This window comes from Coriobacteriia bacterium (assembly GCA_014859305.1).
Lineage (GTDB): Bacteria > Actinomycetota > Coriobacteriia > Anaerosomatales > Kmv31 > Kmv31.
The window spans coordinates 1-19107 of the sequence record JACUUM010000011.1 but is presented as its reverse complement, the minus strand read 5'-3'; the positions used below and the strand labels follow the sequence as shown (position 1 = coordinate 19107).

Genomic DNA, 19107 nt, shown 5'->3' with positions numbered 1-19107 from the left:
GACCTCGGCGCTCCTCCCGGCGGCGGGGCGGGACGCGGAGGCGCGATGGCACTGGTGGTCACCAAGTTCGGCGGCAGCTCCGTCGCCTCGACGGAGCGCATACGGAGCGTGGCTCGGCGCCTCGTCGCCCGCAAGGAATCCGGCGACGAGGTGGTGGCCGTGGTATCGGCCATGGGAGACGTGACGGACGAACTGCTGGAGCTCGCGAGGGGCATCACTTCCGAGCCCCCTGAGCGCGAGATGGACATGCTGCTCGCCACCGGCGAGCAGGTGACGATAGCGCTGCTGGCGATGGCGATCCACTCGCTCGGCCACGAGGCGATCTCCTTCACCGGCCCCCAGGTCGGCATCCTCACCGACGCGGGTCACACCAAGGCGAAGATCCTGCAGGTGCGGGCGGACTGCGTGCTCGACGCGCTGCGCGCCGGGAGGATCGTGATCGTCGCGGGGTTCCAGGGAGTCACCGAGGAGGGGGAGATCACGACGCTGGGCCGGGGCGGGTCGGACACCACCGCCGTGGCGATCGCCGCCGGCGTGGGCGCCGATGTCTGCGAGATCTACACGGACGTCGACGGGATCTACTCGGCCGACCCCAGGACGGTCCCGAGGGCCCGCAAGCTCAAGGCGGTCTCGTACGAGGAGATGCTGGAGATGGCGGCCTCGGGCGCACGCGTCCTGCAGCTGCGCTCGGTGGAGTTCGCGCGCAACCACCGCGTCGTGCTGCACGTGCGATCCAGTTTCAACGACGAGCCAGGTACCATCGTCAAGGAGGTCGATCGGTCGATGGAACAGGCCATCATCTCCGGGGTGACGCACGACACCTCGGAGGCAAAGGTCACCATCCGCGACGTCCCCGACCGGCCCGGCGTGGCCGCCGAGGTCTTCGGCAGGATGGCCGAGGCCAACGTGAACGTCGACATGATCATCCAGAACGTCTCCGAGAGGGGGACGACGGACATCTCCTTCACCGTGCCGAGGGAGGACCTCCCGCGCGCCCGGCGCGCGGTCGGGGACGTCGTGGCCGAGCTGGGGGCCAGGACGTGGTCGGTCGACGAGTCGATCGCCAAGGTCTCGCTCGTGGGCGCGGGCATGAGGACCCACACGGGCGTGGCGGCGAAGATGTTCTCCACCCTGGCGGACTCCGGCGTGAACATCGACATGATCTCGACCTCCTCGATCCGCATATCGTGCGTGATCGGCGGGGAGCAGGTGGCCGCCGCCGTGCGCGCGCTGCATCGCGCGTTCGGGCTGGAGGAGGCCGACGTGGTCTCCGAATCGGCGCCTCCCGCCGCGGAGGGCTCCTGATGGATGCCGGCCGCACGCTGCCCTCGCGGCCCGTCGTGGCGGTGGCCGGCGCAACGGGAGCCGTGGGCCGCGAGATGCTGCTCGTGCTCGAGGAGCGCGGTTTCCCAGCCCGGCGGGTGGTCGCGCTCGCGTCCGCCCGCTCCGCGGGGCGGAAGCTTGCCTTCGGGGGGGGCGAGCTCGTGGTGGAGGAGATGACGGAGGCGTCGTTCCACGGCGTCGACCTCGCGCTCTTCTCGGCCGGCGCATCCGTCTCCACCGCTCTGGCACCTGCCGCCGCGGAGGCGGGTTGCGTGGTGGTCGACAACTCCTCGGCGTTCAGGATGGACGATGGCGTGCCGCTGGTCGTGCCGGAGGTCAACGCCGAGGACCTCTCGTGGCACACCGGGGTCGTGGCTAACCCCAACTGCTCGACGATACAGATGGTCGTCGCGCTCAAACCGCTTCACGACCTCGCGCCGATCAGCCGCGTCGTGGTCTCTACGTACCAGGCGGCGTCGGGCGCGGGGCAGGCGGCCATGGACGAGCTGGTCTCCCAGAGCCGCGACGTGCTCGACGGTCGCGAGCCCATACCGGAGGCGCTGCCCCACCGCATCGCGTTCAACTGCATCCCGCAGATCGACGTCTTCCTCTCCGACGGCTCGACGAAGGAGGAGTGGAAGATGGTCGTGGAGACCAAGAAGATCCTCCATGCGCCCGAGCTGGAGATCGCCGCCAACTGCGTGCGGGTGCCGGTGCTGCGCTGCCACTCCGAGGCGCTGAACATCGAGTTCTCCTCGCCGGTGGGCGTCGAGGAGGCGCGGGCAGCGCTCGAGGCCGCCCCGGGCATCTCCGTAGTCGACGAGCCGGGTTGCGGGGAGTACCCGATGCCGGCTTCGGTGCAGGGGACGGACGACGTGCACATCGGGAGGATCAGGGCCGACGTGAGCGTCCCCCACGGCCTGGCGATTTGGGTCGTGGCCGACCAGCTGCGCAAGGGAGCGGCGCTCAATGCCGTGCAGATAGCGGAGTCTCTGCTGGGCGAGTAGAATCGCAAGCGGAGGCGATGCCGGGTCTCTGGAACGGCCGCGCGAGAAAGGCCGCGCGGCCGGCCTCGCCAACAGGAGGAGTGATGAGCGGAGCCGAAGTCCTCGTCGTCGAGGACGACGCCACGATCGCGCGCTTCGTCGAGCTCGAGTTGGAGCATGCAGGGTACTCGGTCCGCAAGGCCGAGGACGGCCGCAAGGCCCTGGAAGCGGTGGCCGAGGGTGAGCCCGACCTGATGATCCTCGACCTCATGCTGCCCGAGATCGACGGCATCGACGTGGCGCGCACGTTGCGGGAGAAGGGGTCGCAGGTCCCCATCCTGATGCTCACGGCGCGTGCAGAGACGCGCGACGTCGTCTCGGGCTTCGAAGCCGGTGCCGACGACTACTTGCGCAAGCCCTTCGAGATCCCCGAGCTGCTCTCGCGCGTGCGCGCGTTGCTCAAGCGCTCGGACAGGGAACGCGGGCGCACCGTCTTCTCCGCCTCCGGCGTCGAGATCGACATGGACAAGCGTAGCGCGTCGTTCCAGGGGAGGGCCCTGGACCTCACCGCCAAGGAGTTCGATCTCCTGCACTACCTCGTTGCGAACGCGGGACGCGTCGTCTCGCGTGACGAGATCCTCAGCAACGTCTGGCGCAACCAGCACGCGACCGACTCCAACGTCATCGAGGTCTTCGTATGCCACCTGCGCAACAAGATCGGCGACCGGGACAACTCGACCATCCAGACGATCCGCGGCGTCGGCTACTTCTTCGCCAAGTGACGCCAGGCTAGGGGCGTGAGGGGTGGCATGCACCGCTCTTCCCTGAGGCGCTGGCTCTTCCTCGTGTCCGCGCTCGTCGCGCTCGTCTTCGTCAGCGTCGTCGCCGTCACGGGCTATCTCGTGGTGTCCCGCGGCATGGAGACGTCGGCCGAGAGGATGACGCTGGCCATCGCCGAGGCGGCCGCCAAGCGCATGAAGGGGCAGGTGACCGACGCCAAGATCTCGGCCGCACTGCGCGGGGTCCCCCTCGAGAACCGGGACGCGGAGGCCGAGCGCCAGGTGATGCGCAGCATCCAGGACCTGAGGACCGGCGACACGGCGCTCGGGGAGTTCGCCTTGTACGGCCCCGACGACGAGTTGTACTGGTACAGCGGGGACGCCGCGCTCGTCGGCGACCACCGCCAGGCGCGCCGGACCGCGCTGGACCAGCACCGGACGATCGCGATGGAGCACGAGCCGGGGCACCTGCTCACCGGACTGTTCTTCAGGGCCGAGCTGGGCAACTTCATCGTGCACGTCCCCTTCGACCTCCCCGGGGGGAAGCGGGCGGTGCTGGACGTGGTGTACGACGCCCGCCGCGAGGAGGCCGTCGTCGACGCGCTGCGCCGGCCGATGGCGGGTCTCGCGATCGTCACGATGTTCGCCAGCGTGCTGATGATGCAGGTCACGGTCGGGCTCGTGCTCAGCCGCGTGGACGTGCTGCGCGAGGCCGCCGACTCCATCGACGCCGGTCAGCTCGATGTGCGCCTTCCGGATATGGGTCACAACGAGGTGGGCGACCTCGCCCGGTCGCTCAACAAGCTCGTCGGGCGCCTTCAGCAGCGGTCCGCGACGCAGGCGCGCTTCGTCGCCGACGCCAGCCACGAGCTCGCGACCCCGGTCGCGGGCATCCGAGGCTACGTGAACATCCTTCGCGTGTGGGGCGCCGACGACCTTGCGCTGAGGGAGGAGGCGATAAAGGCGATCGACCGGGAGTCGCGCCGCATGGCCCGTCTCACGGCCGATCTGCTCTCGCTCATACGTAGCGGCCAGGCCTCCGAGTTCAAGCAGGAGCGCTTCGACCTCAACGTGCGGGCCCGCGAGGTGCTCGCGGCGGCTGCGACCCGCTACCTCGACAAGGGCCTCGACTTCGTCGGGCCCGAAGAGGGCCAGTTGATGATGGTGGGGGACCCGGAGCGCATCGAGGACGCGGTGTCGATCCTCGTGGACAACGCGGCCAAGTTCACACCCTCCGGCGGGCGGGTGCAGGTCGCGACGCGGCGCAAGCGCGAGGACGTGGTGGTGGAGGTCTCGGACACCGGCCAGGGCATCTCCGAGGAGGACCTGGCGAGTATCTTCGAACGCTTCTACCGCGCCGACTCGTCGAGGTCGAAACAGACCGGGGGCTTCGGATTGGGGCTCTCGATCGCGAAGAGGATCGTGGAGACCAGCGGTGGGCGCATGGAGGTGCGCAGCACCGTGGGCCAGGGGAGCACGTTCGTCGTACGCCTTCCCCGTGGCAGGACCTGATCGCACCCGGTCCGTTCGCGACGGGGATCGACCGTTCGTCCCCCGAACAGCGCTTCCGGTGTGCCGCACGTCACGGGAGGGCTAAGGAGCCGCTCGGGCGAGCCGATAATCGGTAGACGGTCGCAGGCGTCATCGGAGGCCCTCGTGCGGGACTTCCAAGCGTTCATATCAGCCGCGTTCCTCTCGCCGGAGTGGCGAGGTGCACTGGAGGCCTGGTACGAGGCGCTCGGGGTGAGCGTTCTGGTCATCGACCCCGAAGCGGACCTGGTCGTCTCCAGCGGCCCGCGGGCGGGCTACTGCGACGTCGCGGCCGAGGGCGACAGCGCGCGCGAACGCTTCCGCTGCCTGTGCGAGGGCCCGGGAGGATGCCTCGGCGGGACTCCGTACCGCCTCCTGCCGCTCGTCCACGAGGACCGCCTCGTCGCCCGGCTGCTCGTCTGCGGCTTCGTCACCTCGGCAGCGGAACGAAGGGCGCTCGGAGAACGGCTCGTGTCGCGGGGCCTGACGCGCGACGCGATGCGCGCGATCCTCCGAGGGGTGCCGGTGATCGCGAGACGCCGCATCGCCGCGATCGAGGAGATGGTGCTGCACCAGGCCCGGTCCCTCTTCGAGAACGTCTCCCTGTCCGAGCGCGCCGAGGAGGACGCGACGCTGCTCGGAACGCTCTCGTCCCTGCTGTCCGACGACGCTCTGCTCAGCGGTGGTCCGGGGTCGGTGCCCTCGTGGGCGCTCTCTCACGCGCTGACGCTCCTCGGCGGATCCCGCGGGTGCCTGGCGCTCTTGTGCCCGGAGAGCGGCCGGCTGAGAGTGGTGGCCGAGGAAGGCGACCCGTGCCCCGCGGTCCTCGACGGCCTGCGCCGTGCCTCCGAGTCCGGGCGCTCCGCCGTCGCCTCGTCGCCGTCCTCGCGAGGGCCGGCGGGAGGGCTGACGCTGTACGTTCCGCTGACGGCCGAGGCCGGAAGGATCGGCGCGCTCTCCGTGGACGTGCCGGCCGACGGCGGCGGGGTGCGGTCGCTCGAAGCCCTCGAGCGGTTCGCGGCGTTCGCGACCGTCGCTCTGGACGTCGCTTTGGGGCGGGAGCGGCGCGAGCGGGAGATCGTCGAGCTCATGCACGTCAACGAGGTAGCGCGCCTGCTGAGCCGGGGCTGCCCGGAGGCGCGCGAGATCGCGCCGTTGGCCGCCAGCCTTCTCGAGAAGGCGCTCGAGTTCTCTGCGGGCGGAGTCCTACTGACCCATGACGGATCCCGCCGGACGGTGCTGGTCGTACGCGGGCAGGTGGCGCGGGCCGAGGTGGACGCCCTTCTCGCCGAGGTCGGCGGGCCGGGCGCGCCATCACCGGCCGTGGAGATCGTCTCGCACCTCGGGGAGGTCGTGGACCGGCCGGTAGGACCGCGCGAGTGGACCACCCTCAGCTCGCCGCTGGTCGCGGATGGAGCCGTCGCGGGTCGCCTGTTCGCAGCCCGATATGCCCCGGACGGCTTCGACGAAGACGACCGGAGGCTGCTCGAGCGGCTCGCGGCGCAGGTGGCCGCGGCGTTCGACCGCTCCGCGCGCGTGCAGAGCATCGCGAAGGACTACGCCCACACCCTCGAACTGCTGTCTGCCGCGCTCGACTCGGGCGAGGGCATGGAGCCCGGCCACGCCGGCGAGGTGATGGGGTTCGCGCTGCTCATCGGTGAGGAGATGGAGCTTCCCGCCGACGACCTGGAGCTGTTGCGGCTCGCCGGGCTCGTGCACGACGTCGGCAAGATCGGCGTCTCCGAGGCGATCCTGCTGAAGCCGACGCGTCTGTCGGAGGAGGAGATGGCGGAGGTGCGTCGTCACTGCCGGATCGGCGCGTCGCTGATCGAGCAGGTGGAGTACCTCAACGCCGTGGCGCCCGTCGTGCTCCACCACCACGAGCGGTGGGACGGCCGGGGCTACCCGATGGGGTTGGCCGGTCCGCAGATCCCGCTGCTCGCGCGGATACTGGCCGTGGCGGACGCCTATGCGTCCATGTGCGCGGACACCCCCTACCGTGGGGCGTTGCCACCCGCGGTCGCCGAGGCCGAGCTCGCTGCGGCCTCCGGCACGCAGTTCGACCCCCTCGTCGTCGAGGCGTTCACCTCGGCTCTGCGCCGCGTGGAGGGGGCGGGATTGACCGGGCTGTTCCGCCAGGTCGGCAGTGAGCCCGGCCTGCCCGCATAGCCCGCTTCGCGGCCGACCCCTCGTCCTCGGCGGGCGCGGTGGTAGAATGCGTGCGCACCGTCCGTCGCCGCACTGCCGACCGAAAGGGCCTCCTTGGGCACCAGCCGCTTCGTGGCTCAAGCCGGCGTCATCGCGGCCGTCTACGGCGCGGTGACGATCGCCGTCCTCCAACTGCCCAGCCAGCTGGGGTGGGGCCTCGTGCAGTTCCGGCTCAGCGAGGCGGTGACCGTGGTAGCGCTGTTCACGCCCGCTGCGGTCCCGGGCTTGGCGCTGGGGTCCGTGGCGGCGAACCTCTTCTTACTGGCTCAGGTGGGCCCCATCGCGTTGCTCGACGTGGTCTTCGGCTCGCTTGCGACCCTGCTCGGCGCCGCCTGGACGTGGCGGCTGCGCGCCCGGCCGGCCCTCGCGCTCCTCGGGCCGGTGGTCGCCAACGCGCTCATCGTGCCGGCGTACCTGCCGCTCGTCCTCGCGGGCCTGGGCCTGTACCGGGTGCCCCTGCTCGGGATCGACCTGGAGGGGGCGTGGCTGCCGATGTATCTGTTCGGAGTGGCTGCGGTAGGCTTGGGCCAGACGACGGTCGTGTACGGCCTGGGCTGGCCCCTCCAGGCCGCTCTGCGCCGACTCAAGGTCGGCTTCTGACCGGAGCGTAGCGACCCGTCTTCGGGAGGTGTGTGCGTGGATCCGCGTGCGGCACGGAGGACGGCCGAGGAACATATCGGGCAGACCGGCGGCTTCCTCATCCAGGACGCCGACGGCACGTGCCGTGAGTGCTGGGGCTGCGTCCGGTTCTGCCCCGCGCACGCGATCCGGGTGGCCGACGGCCGCAGCGAGGTCATCCAGGAGAAGTGCGTCAAGTGCGGGCTTTGCGTCTCCGAGTGCGGCAACTGCGGGCACTTCGTGCGCGACGACACGCCGGCGGTGGAGGCCCTGCTGGCGTCGGGCCGTCCGGTGGTGGCCGTGTTGGCCACCGAGTTCGTCGCGGCGATGTACCCCACGACCCCCGTCCAGCTCGAGGCGGCGATGGAGGCGGCGGGCTTCTACGCCGTGGAGAGCACGCTGCTCGGCGAGGAGATGGTCGCGGGCGCCTACGAGCGCCTCCACGCGCGCGACGGCGGGCTGTTCGTCCTGCGATCCACCTGCGCCGTCGCCGTCTCGTGGGTGGAGCGCTACCACCCCGCCCTCGTCCCCGCCCTCGCTCCTCTCGTGCCGCCGTACGTCGCACAGGCCCGGCTCGTCCGGGCGCTCTACCCCGAGGACACCGCCATCGTGTACGTGAGCCCCTGCTACGCGCGCAAGGACGAGATAGCCGATGAGGGCGTGGCCGACGCCGTGGACGCCGCCATCGACTTCACCGAGCTGAAGCGTCTGCTCGCCCGCAACCCCGCCGAGCCCCCGCCCCCCAAGCGGGGCGCCAGGCGCCCGTCCGCGCTCAAGGAGGTCTCGCTGACCGACGGGTTCCCTCGTCGCGCCGTCGAGGAGGGAGGGTCGCGCACAGGCGGGATGGTCGTCACGAGAGGTCTTCGGCAGCTCGACGAGCTGCTGCGCGCGATGGAGCACGGGGAAGCGGGGCCGGCGGTGGTGGACATGCTCAACTGCGAGGGATGCATCGACGGCCCGGCCGTTGCGCCCGGCATGTCGGTCTTCGCGAGGCGCAACCTGGTCGCCGCGGAGCGCGAGGCACACCGGAAGACGGCGGTCGGCAGCAGGGCGCTGCTGCGCTACCTTCCCTCGGTGGAGCTGCGCCGCTCCTTCAAGCCCCGGCCCCTCTTGCTTTCCGCGCCCGCTCCCGAGGAGATCGACGCGGAGCTCGCGCGCGGGGAGTTCCGGTCCCGGGCCGAGGCGCTGGACTGCGGGGCCTGCGGGAGCCGGACGTGCGTCGAGCACGCCGTCGCGGTCCTGCGCGGCGACTCGAGCTGGGACATGTGCTTCCCGCTGCAGAAGAGACGCCTGACGCGCTGCAAGGCGTCTCTCGCCGAGTCGAGCACGCTCGACGCCCTCACCGGGCTCTGGAACCGCCGTGTGTTCTCCGAGCGGCTCGCCGAGGAGTCGGCGCGCGCCGCGCGCTACGAGACCCCGCTGTCGCTGCTCATGCTCGACGTGGACGACTTCAAGGGAGTCAACGACCGGTTCGGGCACGTCGCCGGGGACTGCGTGCTCGCCGCGGTGGGCAAGGCGATGCGCGACTCCCTGCGCGCCACGGACATGCCCGCCCGCTTCGGCGGCGACGAGTTCGCCGTCATCCTGCCGGGCACGACCGCCCAGGAGGCGCGTCGCGTGGCCGAGAAGCTGCAGGCCGCGCTGCGGGCCCTCACCTTCTCCTTCGAGGCCGACGGGTATACTCGGGAGGTGGGTGTCAGCGTGTCGGTGGGAGGGGCGTCCCTCGCGCGGCCGCGCTGGGACCCGACCGAGCTGCTGGAGGCCGCCGACCGAGCGATGTACGCGGCGAAGGGCTCGGGAAAGGACCAGGTGAGGGTCTCCTCGGAGTAGGGAGCCGGCGTGCGGCAGGCGCTGCTGTGGGAGCCTCAGGGGAATCGCGTCCGCTGCCGCCTCTGCCCGCACGGCTGCAGGATCGCCGAGGGCCGCGCCGGCATCTGCGGGGTGCGGCGGAACGTGGACGGCACGCTGATGGCGATGACCTACGGTCGCATCTCGTCGATCGCGGTGGACCCCATCGAGAAGAAGCCGGTCTTCCACTACTTCCCCGGCACGAACGTGCTCTCCATCGGCAGCGTGGGCTGCACGATGCGATGCGGGCACTGTCAGAACTGGCAGATCAGCCGGCTGAAGCCCGAGGAAGCCGAGGATCAGCTGCACGAGCTGCCCCCGGAGCGCGTCGTCGACATGGCTCACAAGTACAGGTGTCCGGGCGTCGCGTTCACCTACAACGAGCCGGTGATATGGGTCGAGTACGTCGTGGATGTCGCTCGCGCCTGCCGCGAGGCCGGGCTCTACACCGTCATGGTCACGAACGGATGGATCACGCGCGAGGGATTGGACCTCATCGGCCCGCTGATCGACGTGTGGCGGGTGGACGTGAAGGGCATCACCGACGAGCAGTACCGTAACCTGTGCAAGGTGCCGAGGATCGAGCCGGTGCTCGAGATGGCGGAGCAGGCCAGGATCCACTGGCGGATGCACGTCGAGGTCGTCACCAACGTCGTCCCGACGATCAACGACGACGAGGCCACGCTGCGCGGGATCGCCCATTGGATCCACGAGGCGCTCGGTCGCGAGATCCCCTGGCACGTCACCCGCTTCTTCCCGTACCTCGACCTCGCCGAGCTTCCCCCGACGCCCGTGGAGACGCTGCGTCTCGCGCGGGACATCGGCCGTGCCGAGGGGCTGGACTTCGTGTACCTCGGGAACGTGGCCGAGGACGGGTCGGAGGACACCCTCTGCCCCGAGTGCGACGCCGTCGCCGTCCGCCGCTCGCGGTACAGCGTGGTGGACCAGCGCGCGAGGGACGGCGAGTGCGCCCGGTGCGGACGGCAGCTCAACATGGTGCAGTGAGGGGATGACGTGGGGACCGGAGGCGGACTGCGCGAGGGCGGGATCGTCCCGAGGGTCCTGCTCTTCTTCGACTACACGTGCCCGTTCTGCTACGTGGACTCCCACCGCTTCTCCAGGTTGCGGCGCGAGCGCGAGGTGGAGGTCGTCCCGTGTCCGCTGGAGCTGCGGCCGGACCTGCCCGCCGAGGGGCTGAGCGTCGAGGAGCTCGGCGGGGGCCACTCGGAGCGCGTCGAGGCCTATCTGCTCAGGACGGCGCGACGGGAGGGCTTCCCGATGCGGCTGCCGGAGCACGTGCCGAACACGCACGCGGCGATGGTCCTCGGCGAGGTCGCCCGGGACGGCGGCGCCGAGACGCACTGGCGCGTCCACATGGGGGTCTTCCACGCGTACTACGGCGAGGAAGCCGACATAGGCGCCCGCGACGTGCTACTGACGGTAGCGGGCAAGGAGGGCCTGGACGAAGAGGCGGTGACGGCCGCGTGGGAGGGGGGTCTCTACGACGAGCGGCTGGACGCGTTCGGGAATCTGGCGGCGCACCTGGGGATCCAAGCCACGCCCGCGGCCATCATCTGCAACGAGCTCGTGATCGGGTCGAGGCCCTACGGGGTGATCGCCGAGGCCGTGGAGCGCTGCATGCTTCGCCGGGACGCCGCGGAGGCCGAGCCCGAGGAGGTCTCGTCCACGGGGGAGGACGCCGCCACCGACAATCGCCGCCCATAGCGGTATCATCTCTACTGCCGCCTCCACCGAGGCGCCGAACCTGCGAGCGTGAGGTGTGCGAATGGCCCCGTGTGTGATCGTCCCGACCTTCTGGACGCGCCGACGCGCCCGTGGAGGTTCCGACCTTCTGGCGGTCTACGACCACCCCACCCCCATCGACAGCGACGGGACGCTGCCCGACTGTCTGCGCTCCCTGGAGTCGCTGCCAGGGTTGGGGAAGGTCGTGCTCATCGTCGCGGCGACCGACACCGGGATCGAGCACGCCGCCGAGGACCGGGTGCGGGAGATCCTGGCGGACTTCCCGGGCATCGACGCGCTCGTCTTCGGGCCGGCCGAGCTGGGGTCGCTCCACCGCCGGCTGGAGCAGCTCGAGTTCGCCGACATGATCGGCGGTGTCACGCTGCACGGGTACGGAGCGGTACGCAACCTCGGGCTCATCGTCTGCGCGGCACTGGGCTGCGAGACCGCGCTGTTCATCGACGACGACCAGGTCGTGGTCGACGAGGACTTCCTGCAAGTGGCGCAAGGGGGCATCGGCGAGAACGTCGACGACCGGGTGGTCCTGGCCAAGACCGGGTACTACGTGGATCCCGAGGGGCGCTACCGGCGCCACGGCGAAGCTCACTGGTCCGACTCGTTCTGGCGGGTCAGCGACGCGTTCAACCAGGCTCTGTCCATCGTGGACGCGCCCCCCCGGCTGCGCATGAGCCCGCTCGCCTTCGGGGGTTGCATGATCCTGCACAAGGACATGTTCGTGAACGTCTCGTTCGACCCGTGGGTCGTGCGCGGGGAGGACGTCGACTACGTCATCAACGCCCGCATGCACGGCGGCGACGTCTTCCTCGACGGGCGCTGGAAGCTCGTCCACCAGCCGCCGAAACTGCCCAGCGAGGCGCTCCAGTTCCGGCAGGACGTCTACCGGTTCATCTACGAGCAACGCAAGCTCGAGTTCGCCAAGTCGCAGGTCGACCTCCGCCAGGTGACCCCCGAGTCGCTGATGCCCTTCCCGGGCGAGTTCGTCGGCGGCTCCGTCGTGTGGCGGGCCGTGGCGACGGCCCTGCTGCGAGCGCTCGCCGGGCGGGAGCGCGGCGCGTACGTGCGCGCGGGCAGGGCCGCTCTCAAGGAGGCCGCCGAGTACGCCCGGGAGAACTGCGACAACTACTTCGCGTTCCAGCGCCGATGGCCGATCCTGATGGATCGCGTCTGGGAGGACGTCGCCCTCAAGACGCTCTTCGCGGGCGAGCGCCGCGTCGACCGTGGCGCGATCACGGGGCGCTTCCCGGCCGTGGGTCCCAAGCCACGGAGCGAGTAGGGGCGTGCGCGATCTCGTCTTCGGCTTGCTGGTCGGGCTCGCTTCCGGCTTCCTGTCCGGACAGTTCGGCATAGGCGGCGGGTTGATCACGACGCCGGCCATCCGTCTGCTGCTCGGACGGCCCGCGCTCATCGCGGTCGGCACGCCGCTGCCGGTCATCGTGCCGACCGCCGTGGTCGGCGCCCTGTCGTACACACGCGCACGCCTCTCCGACGTGAGGGGCGGTCTCGTCGTCGGCGCCGTGGGGGCGGCGTTCGCCGTCCCGGCGGCCCTCGTCGTGCCGCTCGTCGGCGGGGGCGTCGTGATGGTGGTCACGGCCGTGCTCATCGCGTACATGGCGGTCGACATGCTCTTGATGGCCCTGCGCCCGGTCGAGGTGTCCGCGCTCGAAGGCGAGGGTGGCGCGGAAGGGGCGGCGCGTGCGGCCACCGAGGTGACCGAGGAGGAGTTCGCCGAAGTGGTGCCGCCTGCCGCCCACCCGCGTCCGAGGGCCGGGCGGCTGGTGCTGCTCGGCGTCGCGGCGGGCCTGTACTCGGGCTTCTTGGGGCTTGGCGGAGGGTTCATCGTCGTACCCGTGCTGACCAGGTGGTTCGGGTACCCCATCAAGCGCGCGATCGGGACGAGCCTCATCGCCATCTCGTTGATGGCCCTGCCCGGGAGCGTGACCCACTACGCCCTGGGCAACGTCGACCCCGTGCTCGCTCTCCTCCTGGCCGTCGGCGTGGTTCCCGGTTCGCTGCTGGGAGCGCGCGTGACGCGGTACGCCAGGGAGCGTACGGTGCAGGTCGGGTTCGCGGTGCTGCTGCTGGTCGTCGGCGCCATGCTCGTGCTCGCCGAGGCGGTGTCGCTGTGAGCGCGCGCGCGGTGCTTCGCCCCGCTCCGGCCGAAGAGCTCGCCGCCCTGTGGCCCGCGGCGAGGGCGTCGAACCTCTTCGAGACGTTCGACGAGTTCGAGAGGTACAGGGCCGACGGCGTCTGGAGGGTGCTCATGACCTCCGAGGGCGAGGCGGCGGTCCTCGGCTCGTGGCGGCCGCGCTCGCCCATCTGCGCGATCAAGGGACTGTGGTGCGATGAGGGCAGAGTGTGCGACCTGGTGCGCGACGTCATGGCCGTCGCCTCTGCCCAGGGCTTCGAGCGCGTGCTCAGTCCGCTCGTGCCCAAGGAGAGCGCGCCCGTCTACGAGCGCGCGTGCATGCGCCTGGCCGAGACCATCGTGACGTTCAGGCTCGCCGAGCCCTCGATGATCGCCGAGGTCCGGCCCGGGCTCGTGCGGCCCGGATCGCTGGCCGACGCGCGAGCGGTGCTGGCCGTCGACCGCTCCGCGTTCGATGGGTTCTGGCGCTACGACGCCGAGACCCTCGGGGGGTACCTCGGGACCGAGCGGCTGGCCGTGGCCGAGGTGGGCGGAGAGGTCATCGGCTATACTCTCAGCACGGTCAAAGGCGCGGTCGGCACGTTGGGCAGGCTCGGCGTCGCCGAGCGGCACCGCCGGCGCGGCGTCGGGACCCAGCTGCTCGCCGAGTCCGTCGGCTGGATGACGCGGCAAGGCGCTCGCACGGTCACGCTGTGCACCCAGGAGCACAACGCCGGCTCGAGGCGGCTGTACGCCCGAGCGGGCTTCCGTGAGATGCCCGGTCGCCTCGTCTTCCTGCTCTCGGACCCCTTGACCGAGGATAGGCGCACCTGACGGGAGGCCGGATGTACCCCGGCAGAAGGGTCCTCATCGACGTCGCGCTCATGACGACGGTGGCCGCGCTCACGGTCATCGCGGGCGCGTCGCTGGCGTTCAGGCTGCCGCGGTACGTGACGGTCGCCGCCATCGCCGGCCTCGTGATGGTGGCGATGGGGATGGTGGTGGCCCGCTTCATCACGCGGCCCGACCACCTCAGGGCGATGCAGTCGCACAGCATCCTGGACATCGCGAACGCGAGCCTCGCGCATCTTCGGCGTGGCCTCGACGGCGAGACGGCGCAGGAGGTGTGCCGTCTCGCCCTGACGGAGACGGAGGCCGCGGCCGTGGCGATCACCGACACGGAGCGCATCCTCGGCTTCGCGGGTATCGGCGAGGACCACCACCACACCGGCGGGCCCATCCTCACGCGGGCGACGTGCGAGGCGCTCGAGACGAACGAGCACCGGATCCTGGAGACGCGCACGGAGATCGGCTGTTCGAAGCGCGACTGCCTGCTCCGAGCCGCGATCGTGGTCCCGCTCGAGATGCGAGGGCAGGCCGTCGGGACCTTGAAGTTCTACTACACGACCCCGCGATTGCTCAACGAGACCCAGGTCACGATGGTGGAGGGGCTCGCCAAGCTCCTCTCCACCCAGCTGGAGCTCTCCGAGCTGGAGCTTCAGACGCAGCTCGCCACCCGCATGGAGCTGAAGGCCCTGCAGGCGCAGATCAACCCCCACTTCCTGTTCAACACGATCAACACGATCGCCATGCTGATCCGCACGGACCCGGCCGAGGCGCGCAGGCTCCTTCGGGACTTCGCCACGTTCTACCGCCGGACGCTGGACACGGGCGACGAGCTCATCCCGCTCGAGCGGGAGCTCGAGTACGTTCGCGCGTACGTGAGTTTCGAGCGGGCACGCTTCGGCGACCGGGTCAGCGTGACCGAGACGGTGGCGCGCGAGGCCCTCGGCGTTCAGGTGCCCGCGTTCATCCTCCAGCCGATCGTGGAGAACGCGATCCAGCACGGTATGCGGCCCCGCGAGCCGCTGCACGTGCGCATCGAAGCGGAGCTGGCCGACGGCTGCCTCCTGCTGCACGTCCTCGACGACGGCGTCGGCATCGAGGCGTCGCGCCTGCCGGTGCTGCTCGAACCGGGGGCGGCGCGCGGACTCGGGATCGCGTTGCGCAACGTGCACGACCGCCTGCGCGGCAACTACGGCCCCGGTTCGGGGCTCGAGGTCGAAAGCCGCGAGGGGGAGGGCACGAAGGTCACGCTCACACTACAATTGGAGCCCGGCAGCAGGTGCGGTGCGGACGAGGCGCGGGTCGCGGGCGGAGCGGAGGTGTCGGATGCCCCTTAAGGCCTTGGTGGTCGACGACGAGGCGCCCGCGCGCGCCGAGTTGCGCTACCTCCTCGAGGAGGCGGGCGGGGTCGAGGTGGTCGGCGAAGCGGGCAACGCCGTCGAAGCGCTGCAACTCATCAAGGCGATCCCGTACGACGTCGTCTTCCTCGACGTGGAGATGCCGGGGCTCACCGGCATCCAGCTCGCCGAGGTGCTCACCAGCCTCGAGAAGAGCCCCTCCCTCGTCTTCGTGACCGCCTACAGCGAGCACGCCGTCAAGGCCTTCGAGGTGGCGGCCACCGACTACCTCGTCAAGCCTGTCGAGCTGACGAGGCTCAAGCAGGCGATCGAGCGCATCTCGCCCGCCGAGGAGGCGCGGGTGGAGCGGATCCCCGTGGAGAAGGCGGGCCGGAAGCTGCTCGTGGCCGTCGAGGACATCTACTATGTGATGGCCAAGGACGACTACAGCTACCTGCACACGGACGGAGAGCGGTACCTCTCGACGATCTCGCTCGCCGCGCTGGAGGGGAAGCTGGAGCGGCAGGGGTTCTTCCGCGTCCACCGCCGCTTCCTGGTGAACCTCTCGAAGGTGCGCGAGGTCGTCCCCATGTACGGAGGCACGCTCCTGCTCACGGTCACCGACCGTGCCGGCACGCAGGTCCCCGTCTCCCGCCGGCGGGTCTCCTCGCTGAAGAAGGCGCTGGGTCTGTAGGCCCGTCGCGCCTCTTCCCGAACCCCCCCTCGTCCCGGCTCGTCGGCGCCGCTCGCCGGCGCGCGGGGGGACCCCGCCCGTCCCGGGTCGCCCCCGATGCCGTCCGCCGCCGCCGTGGCCCCGCTCGCCGACGCCACCCCTCCGTCCGCGGCAGGTCCGTACTGCGTTTCCGCAGGTCGGGCATACCGTTGTACACGGAAGATCCGGCGTGTGTGCGAGCACTGGGAGGAGGAGGTGAACCGCATGAAGGTGTGCATCAAGGGCGCCGCGGAGCAGGTGAAGCTCGGCGACATCCAGGAGGTGTGCCGCGATTTCGACCGCATCCTCCTGCCGACGGACGGGTCCGAGCCCTCGGTCGCGGCTACCGAGGTGGCAGTGATCCTCGCCAAGACACTGGGCGCCAGTGTCAAGGCGATCTTCGTGGATACCGGCTACGAGCAACTGGAGTACCCCGAGGAGCAGATGTCCGAAGAGGTGTACGAGGGGGTGCACCCGTCGATCAAGGGCCTCGCCATCGCCAAGACGATGTGCGAGCGGAACGGCGTCGATTGCGAGGTCGAGGTCATCAAGGGGGGCGTCGCCAAGCGTATCGTGGCCGTCGCCCAGGAGTACGACGCCGACATGATCGTCATCGGCGACACCGGCCGGACGGGGCTGCGCAGGATCGCCCTCGGCAGCGTAGCCGAGACGGTCGTCAAGGCGTCCGCCATCCCGGTCCTGGTCATCAAGTCGGACTGATCCCGGCCGCAGCCGCGGCCGGACGTCATCGAAGGAGGCATGAGAGGTGACGGACTTCGTCAACACCGCTCAGGGAGCGGCGGAGGTCGGGGCGTTCGTGCAGCACGGCGACCACGTCGACACGATCGAGAGCGTCGATGCCGTGTTCAGGGAGCAGCGCAAGCTGAGCTTCGCATACGGAGCGGTGTTCTTCCTGGTCACGCTCGCCATACCGCTGCTCACGGTGAGCGTGCCTGCCTGGTACACCACTCCCGTCTGGGGCGGCTTCACCTTGAACTACCTGTTCGTCTCGCTGCTCTACTACGTCTTCCTGTGGGTTCTCGCCTGGACGTACATCAGGAAGGCCGACAAGCTCGACGAGCGACTCCTGCACCTCGCCGAGGAGCAGACGCGCAACGGCGCGGGGGTGACCAGCGGTGGGTAACCTGAACGTCATCGCCATCGTCATGGTCATCGGCCTGACCATCTTCACGGTGGGCCTGGCCATCTTCACCCGGCGCTTCACGAGGACGACCGCGGACTTCTATCTCGCCGGACGGAAGGTGGGGACCCTGGCGAACGCCTCGGCGATCTCGGGCGACTACCTGTCGGCGGCGTCGTTCCTCGGCGTGGCCGCCGCCGTCTACGCGTCCGGCCTCGACGGTGTCTGGTACGCCGCGGGCTTCGCGGGCGGCTTCATCGTGGTCGTGCTCTTCATCGCATCGGCGCTGAGGCGCTTCGGGGAGTACACGGTGGCGGACTTCGCCTACGGAAGGTTCGGCAGCGACCGTATCCGTCTGGTGACGGTGCTCATGGTGCTGCTCGTCAGCCTCTTCTACATGGCGCCTCAGATGTACGGCGCGGGCACGACCTGGACGGTGTTGGTGGGAGAGGGCTTCTTCGGGATGTCGCCGTACAACACCGGCGTCGTGATCGTGTCCGCGATCATCATGTTCTACGTGGCGATGGGCGGCATGAAGGGCACCACCCTCAACCAGATCTTCCAGTTCTGGTGGCTGTTCCTTGCCATGTTCCTGGTCGTCATCTTCGCGTTCGCCAAGGGGTTCAGCTACCCGCAGGCGCTCGCGGACGTCACCGCCGAGAACCACACCGAGGTCAAGGCGATGACCGTCGCGCAGCTGACCGCCCCCGGTCCGAACGGGAAGGCGCCCATCGACACGGCGCGCGAGACCATGACCCCCGAGGGTCTCGCCGCGGTGGAGGCAGCGGTCGCGGCGGGGGATCCCGAGGCCACGGTGCCCGTGCTCATGCCGGCCGTGAACAAGCTGCATGAGCTGCGCGACATGTTCTTCAACGAGCCCGGCCATCGCTACAACTCCTTCGACCAGTTCTCGATGGTGCTCGCGCTCGTGCTCGGCACGGCCGGCCTACCCCACATCCTCAACCGCTACTACACGAACCCTTCCGGGGCGGCGGCGCGGCGCTCGACCTTCTGGGTCCTGGTCTTCATCGGCACGTTCTACATCCTCGCGCCGATCGCGGGGCTCGCGGGCCGGCTGATCCTGGACGACACCTTCCGCTCGGGGGCGGGCACCGGTAACGCGGCCTTCGTGGACGGCCTGCTCCTGAAGTCGGATGCGGTCATGCCCACGCTCGCGCAGGTGCTCGGCGGCCAGTGGCTGCTCGGCATCGTCGCGGCAGGGGCGTTCGCCGCGATGTTCTCGACCACGGGCGGGCTGCTCATCGCCGCGGCCTCGGCGATCGGGCACGACGTGTACGAGAAGTACATCGACAAGGGTGCGACCGAGATCAAGAAGGTCGTCGTGGGCAAGGGCGCGGTGATGCTCTTCGCGTTCGTCGCTCTGGGCATCGGCCTGGGCATCCCGGCGGTCGGTCTGGACAAGGCGTACCCGGCGCTCATCGCCATGATGGTCACCTGGGCGTTCGCGGTCGGGGCGGGCGCCTTCGTGCCGCTGCTGCTCACGGGCATCTGGTGGAAGGGCACGACCGAGCGCGGCGCCATCGCCGGCATGATCGTCGGCGGCGGCGGGTCGATCTTCTTCATCTTCATGAACATCCTGAACCAGCTCGGCAGGCTGCCGAGCGAGGGCTTCCTCGCCTTCATGGGCAGCCTCACCTTCCCGACGCTGTTCACGTTCCCGGCGGCGCTGCTGACGATCATCGTCGTGAGCAAGATGGACGGGCAGCTGCCCAAGAACGTCGACGAGATCTGGATGCGGATCCATGGCACCGCTCACGAGCGGCACGAGCGCCAGCTCGGTCTGGACAAGGTCAGCACCATGTTCCAGAAGGGCGGCGAGTAGAGAACCCCCCAAGGGGCGAGGATGCCGCTGCGGCGCTCTCCTCGGAG

Annotated in this window: 17 protein-coding genes; all 17 read left to right on the top strand. The window is 70.1% G+C overall.

Annotated features, from left to right (window positions below; translation table 11 throughout):
• Window positions 1-45: 45 nt before the first annotated feature.
• The 17 genes from IBX62_03200 to IBX62_03120 all read left to right on the top strand — a co-directional run bounded on the left by IBX62_03200 (window position 46) and on the right by IBX62_03120 (window position 19060).
• The gene (locus tag IBX62_03200) at window positions 46-1305 is read left to right on the top strand and encodes an aspartate kinase (protein ID MBE0476089.1); all 1260 of its coding nucleotides are present in this window, start codon (window positions 46-48) and stop codon (window positions 1303-1305) included.
• Window positions 1305-2330, top strand: a complete 1026-nt coding sequence (locus IBX62_03195; GenBank protein ID MBE0476088.1) for an aspartate-semialdehyde dehydrogenase — start codon at window positions 1305-1307, stop codon at window positions 2328-2330. Before IBX62_03200 ends, IBX62_03195 begins: the two co-directional genes overlap by 1 nt.
• Window positions 2331-2413: 83 nt before the next feature.
• Window positions 2414-3091, top strand: a complete 678-nt coding sequence (locus tag IBX62_03190) for a response regulator transcription factor (GenBank protein MBE0476087.1) — start codon at window positions 2414-2416, stop codon at window positions 3089-3091.
• A 27-nt stretch (window positions 3092-3118) separates the two neighbouring features.
• Window positions 3119-4600, top strand: a complete 1482-nt coding sequence (locus IBX62_03185; protein ID MBE0476086.1) for a HAMP domain-containing histidine kinase — start codon at window positions 3119-3121, stop codon at window positions 4598-4600.
• Between the two features lie 144 nt (window positions 4601-4744).
• Window positions 4745-6787 (top strand): HD domain-containing protein, encoded by a 2043-nt coding sequence (locus tag IBX62_03180; GenBank protein MBE0476085.1) that lies wholly within the window; start codon window positions 4745-4747, stop codon window positions 6785-6787.
• Window positions 6788-6859: 72 nt separating this feature from the next.
• Window positions 6860-7426, top strand: coding sequence for a QueT transporter family protein (locus IBX62_03175; protein ID MBE0476084.1), 567 nt, complete (start codon window positions 6860-6862; stop codon window positions 7424-7426).
• A 36-nt stretch (window positions 7427-7462) separates the two neighbouring features.
• Window positions 7463-9274 (top strand): diguanylate cyclase, encoded by a 1812-nt coding sequence (locus IBX62_03170; GenBank protein MBE0476083.1) that lies wholly within the window; start codon window positions 7463-7465, stop codon window positions 9272-9274.
• A gap of 9 nt (window positions 9275-9283) precedes the next feature.
• Window positions 9284-10297, top strand: coding sequence for an AmmeMemoRadiSam system radical SAM enzyme (gene amrS / locus IBX62_03165; protein MBE0476082.1), 1014 nt, complete (start codon window positions 9284-9286; stop codon window positions 10295-10297).
• A gap of 9 nt (window positions 10298-10306) precedes the next feature.
• The gene (locus IBX62_03160; protein MBE0476081.1) at window positions 10307-11017 is read left to right on the top strand and encodes a DsbA family protein; all 711 of its coding nucleotides are present in this window, start codon (window positions 10307-10309) and stop codon (window positions 11015-11017) included.
• Between the two features lie 61 nt (window positions 11018-11078).
• On the top strand, window positions 11079-12329 hold the full coding sequence (locus IBX62_03155) for a hypothetical protein (protein ID MBE0476080.1): 1251 nt from the start codon (window positions 11079-11081) through the stop codon (window positions 12327-12329).
• 4 nt (window positions 12330-12333) lie between these two features.
• Window positions 12334-13182, top strand: coding sequence for a sulfite exporter TauE/SafE family protein (locus tag IBX62_03150; protein ID MBE0476079.1), 849 nt, complete (start codon window positions 12334-12336; stop codon window positions 13180-13182).
• Window positions 13179-14015 (top strand): GNAT family N-acetyltransferase, encoded by an 837-nt coding sequence (locus IBX62_03145; protein ID MBE0476078.1) that lies wholly within the window; start codon window positions 13179-13181, stop codon window positions 14013-14015. Before IBX62_03150 ends, IBX62_03145 begins: the two co-directional genes overlap by 4 nt.
• An 11-nt stretch (window positions 14016-14026) precedes the next feature.
• The gene (locus IBX62_03140; protein ID MBE0476077.1) at window positions 14027-15364 is read left to right on the top strand and encodes a histidine kinase; all 1338 of its coding nucleotides are present in this window, start codon (window positions 14027-14029) and stop codon (window positions 15362-15364) included.
• The gene (locus tag IBX62_03135) at window positions 15354-16058 is read left to right on the top strand and encodes a LytTR family transcriptional regulator DNA-binding domain-containing protein (protein MBE0476076.1); all 705 of its coding nucleotides are present in this window, start codon (window positions 15354-15356) and stop codon (window positions 16056-16058) included. The genes IBX62_03140 and IBX62_03135 overlap by 11 nt, the downstream gene beginning before the upstream one ends.
• A 234-nt stretch (window positions 16059-16292) precedes the next feature.
• Entirely contained in the window at window positions 16293-16796 is a 504-nt protein-coding gene (locus tag IBX62_03130; protein MBE0476075.1) for a universal stress protein, read from the top strand.
• A 46-nt stretch (window positions 16797-16842) separates the two neighbouring features.
• Window positions 16843-17220, top strand: a complete 378-nt coding sequence (locus IBX62_03125) for a DUF485 domain-containing protein (protein MBE0476074.1) — start codon at window positions 16843-16845, stop codon at window positions 17218-17220.
• Window positions 17213-19060 (top strand): cation acetate symporter, encoded by a 1848-nt coding sequence (locus IBX62_03120; GenBank protein MBE0476073.1) that lies wholly within the window; start codon window positions 17213-17215, stop codon window positions 19058-19060. The genes IBX62_03125 and IBX62_03120 overlap by 8 nt, the downstream gene beginning before the upstream one ends.
• Window positions 19061-19107 lie beyond the last annotated feature (47 nt).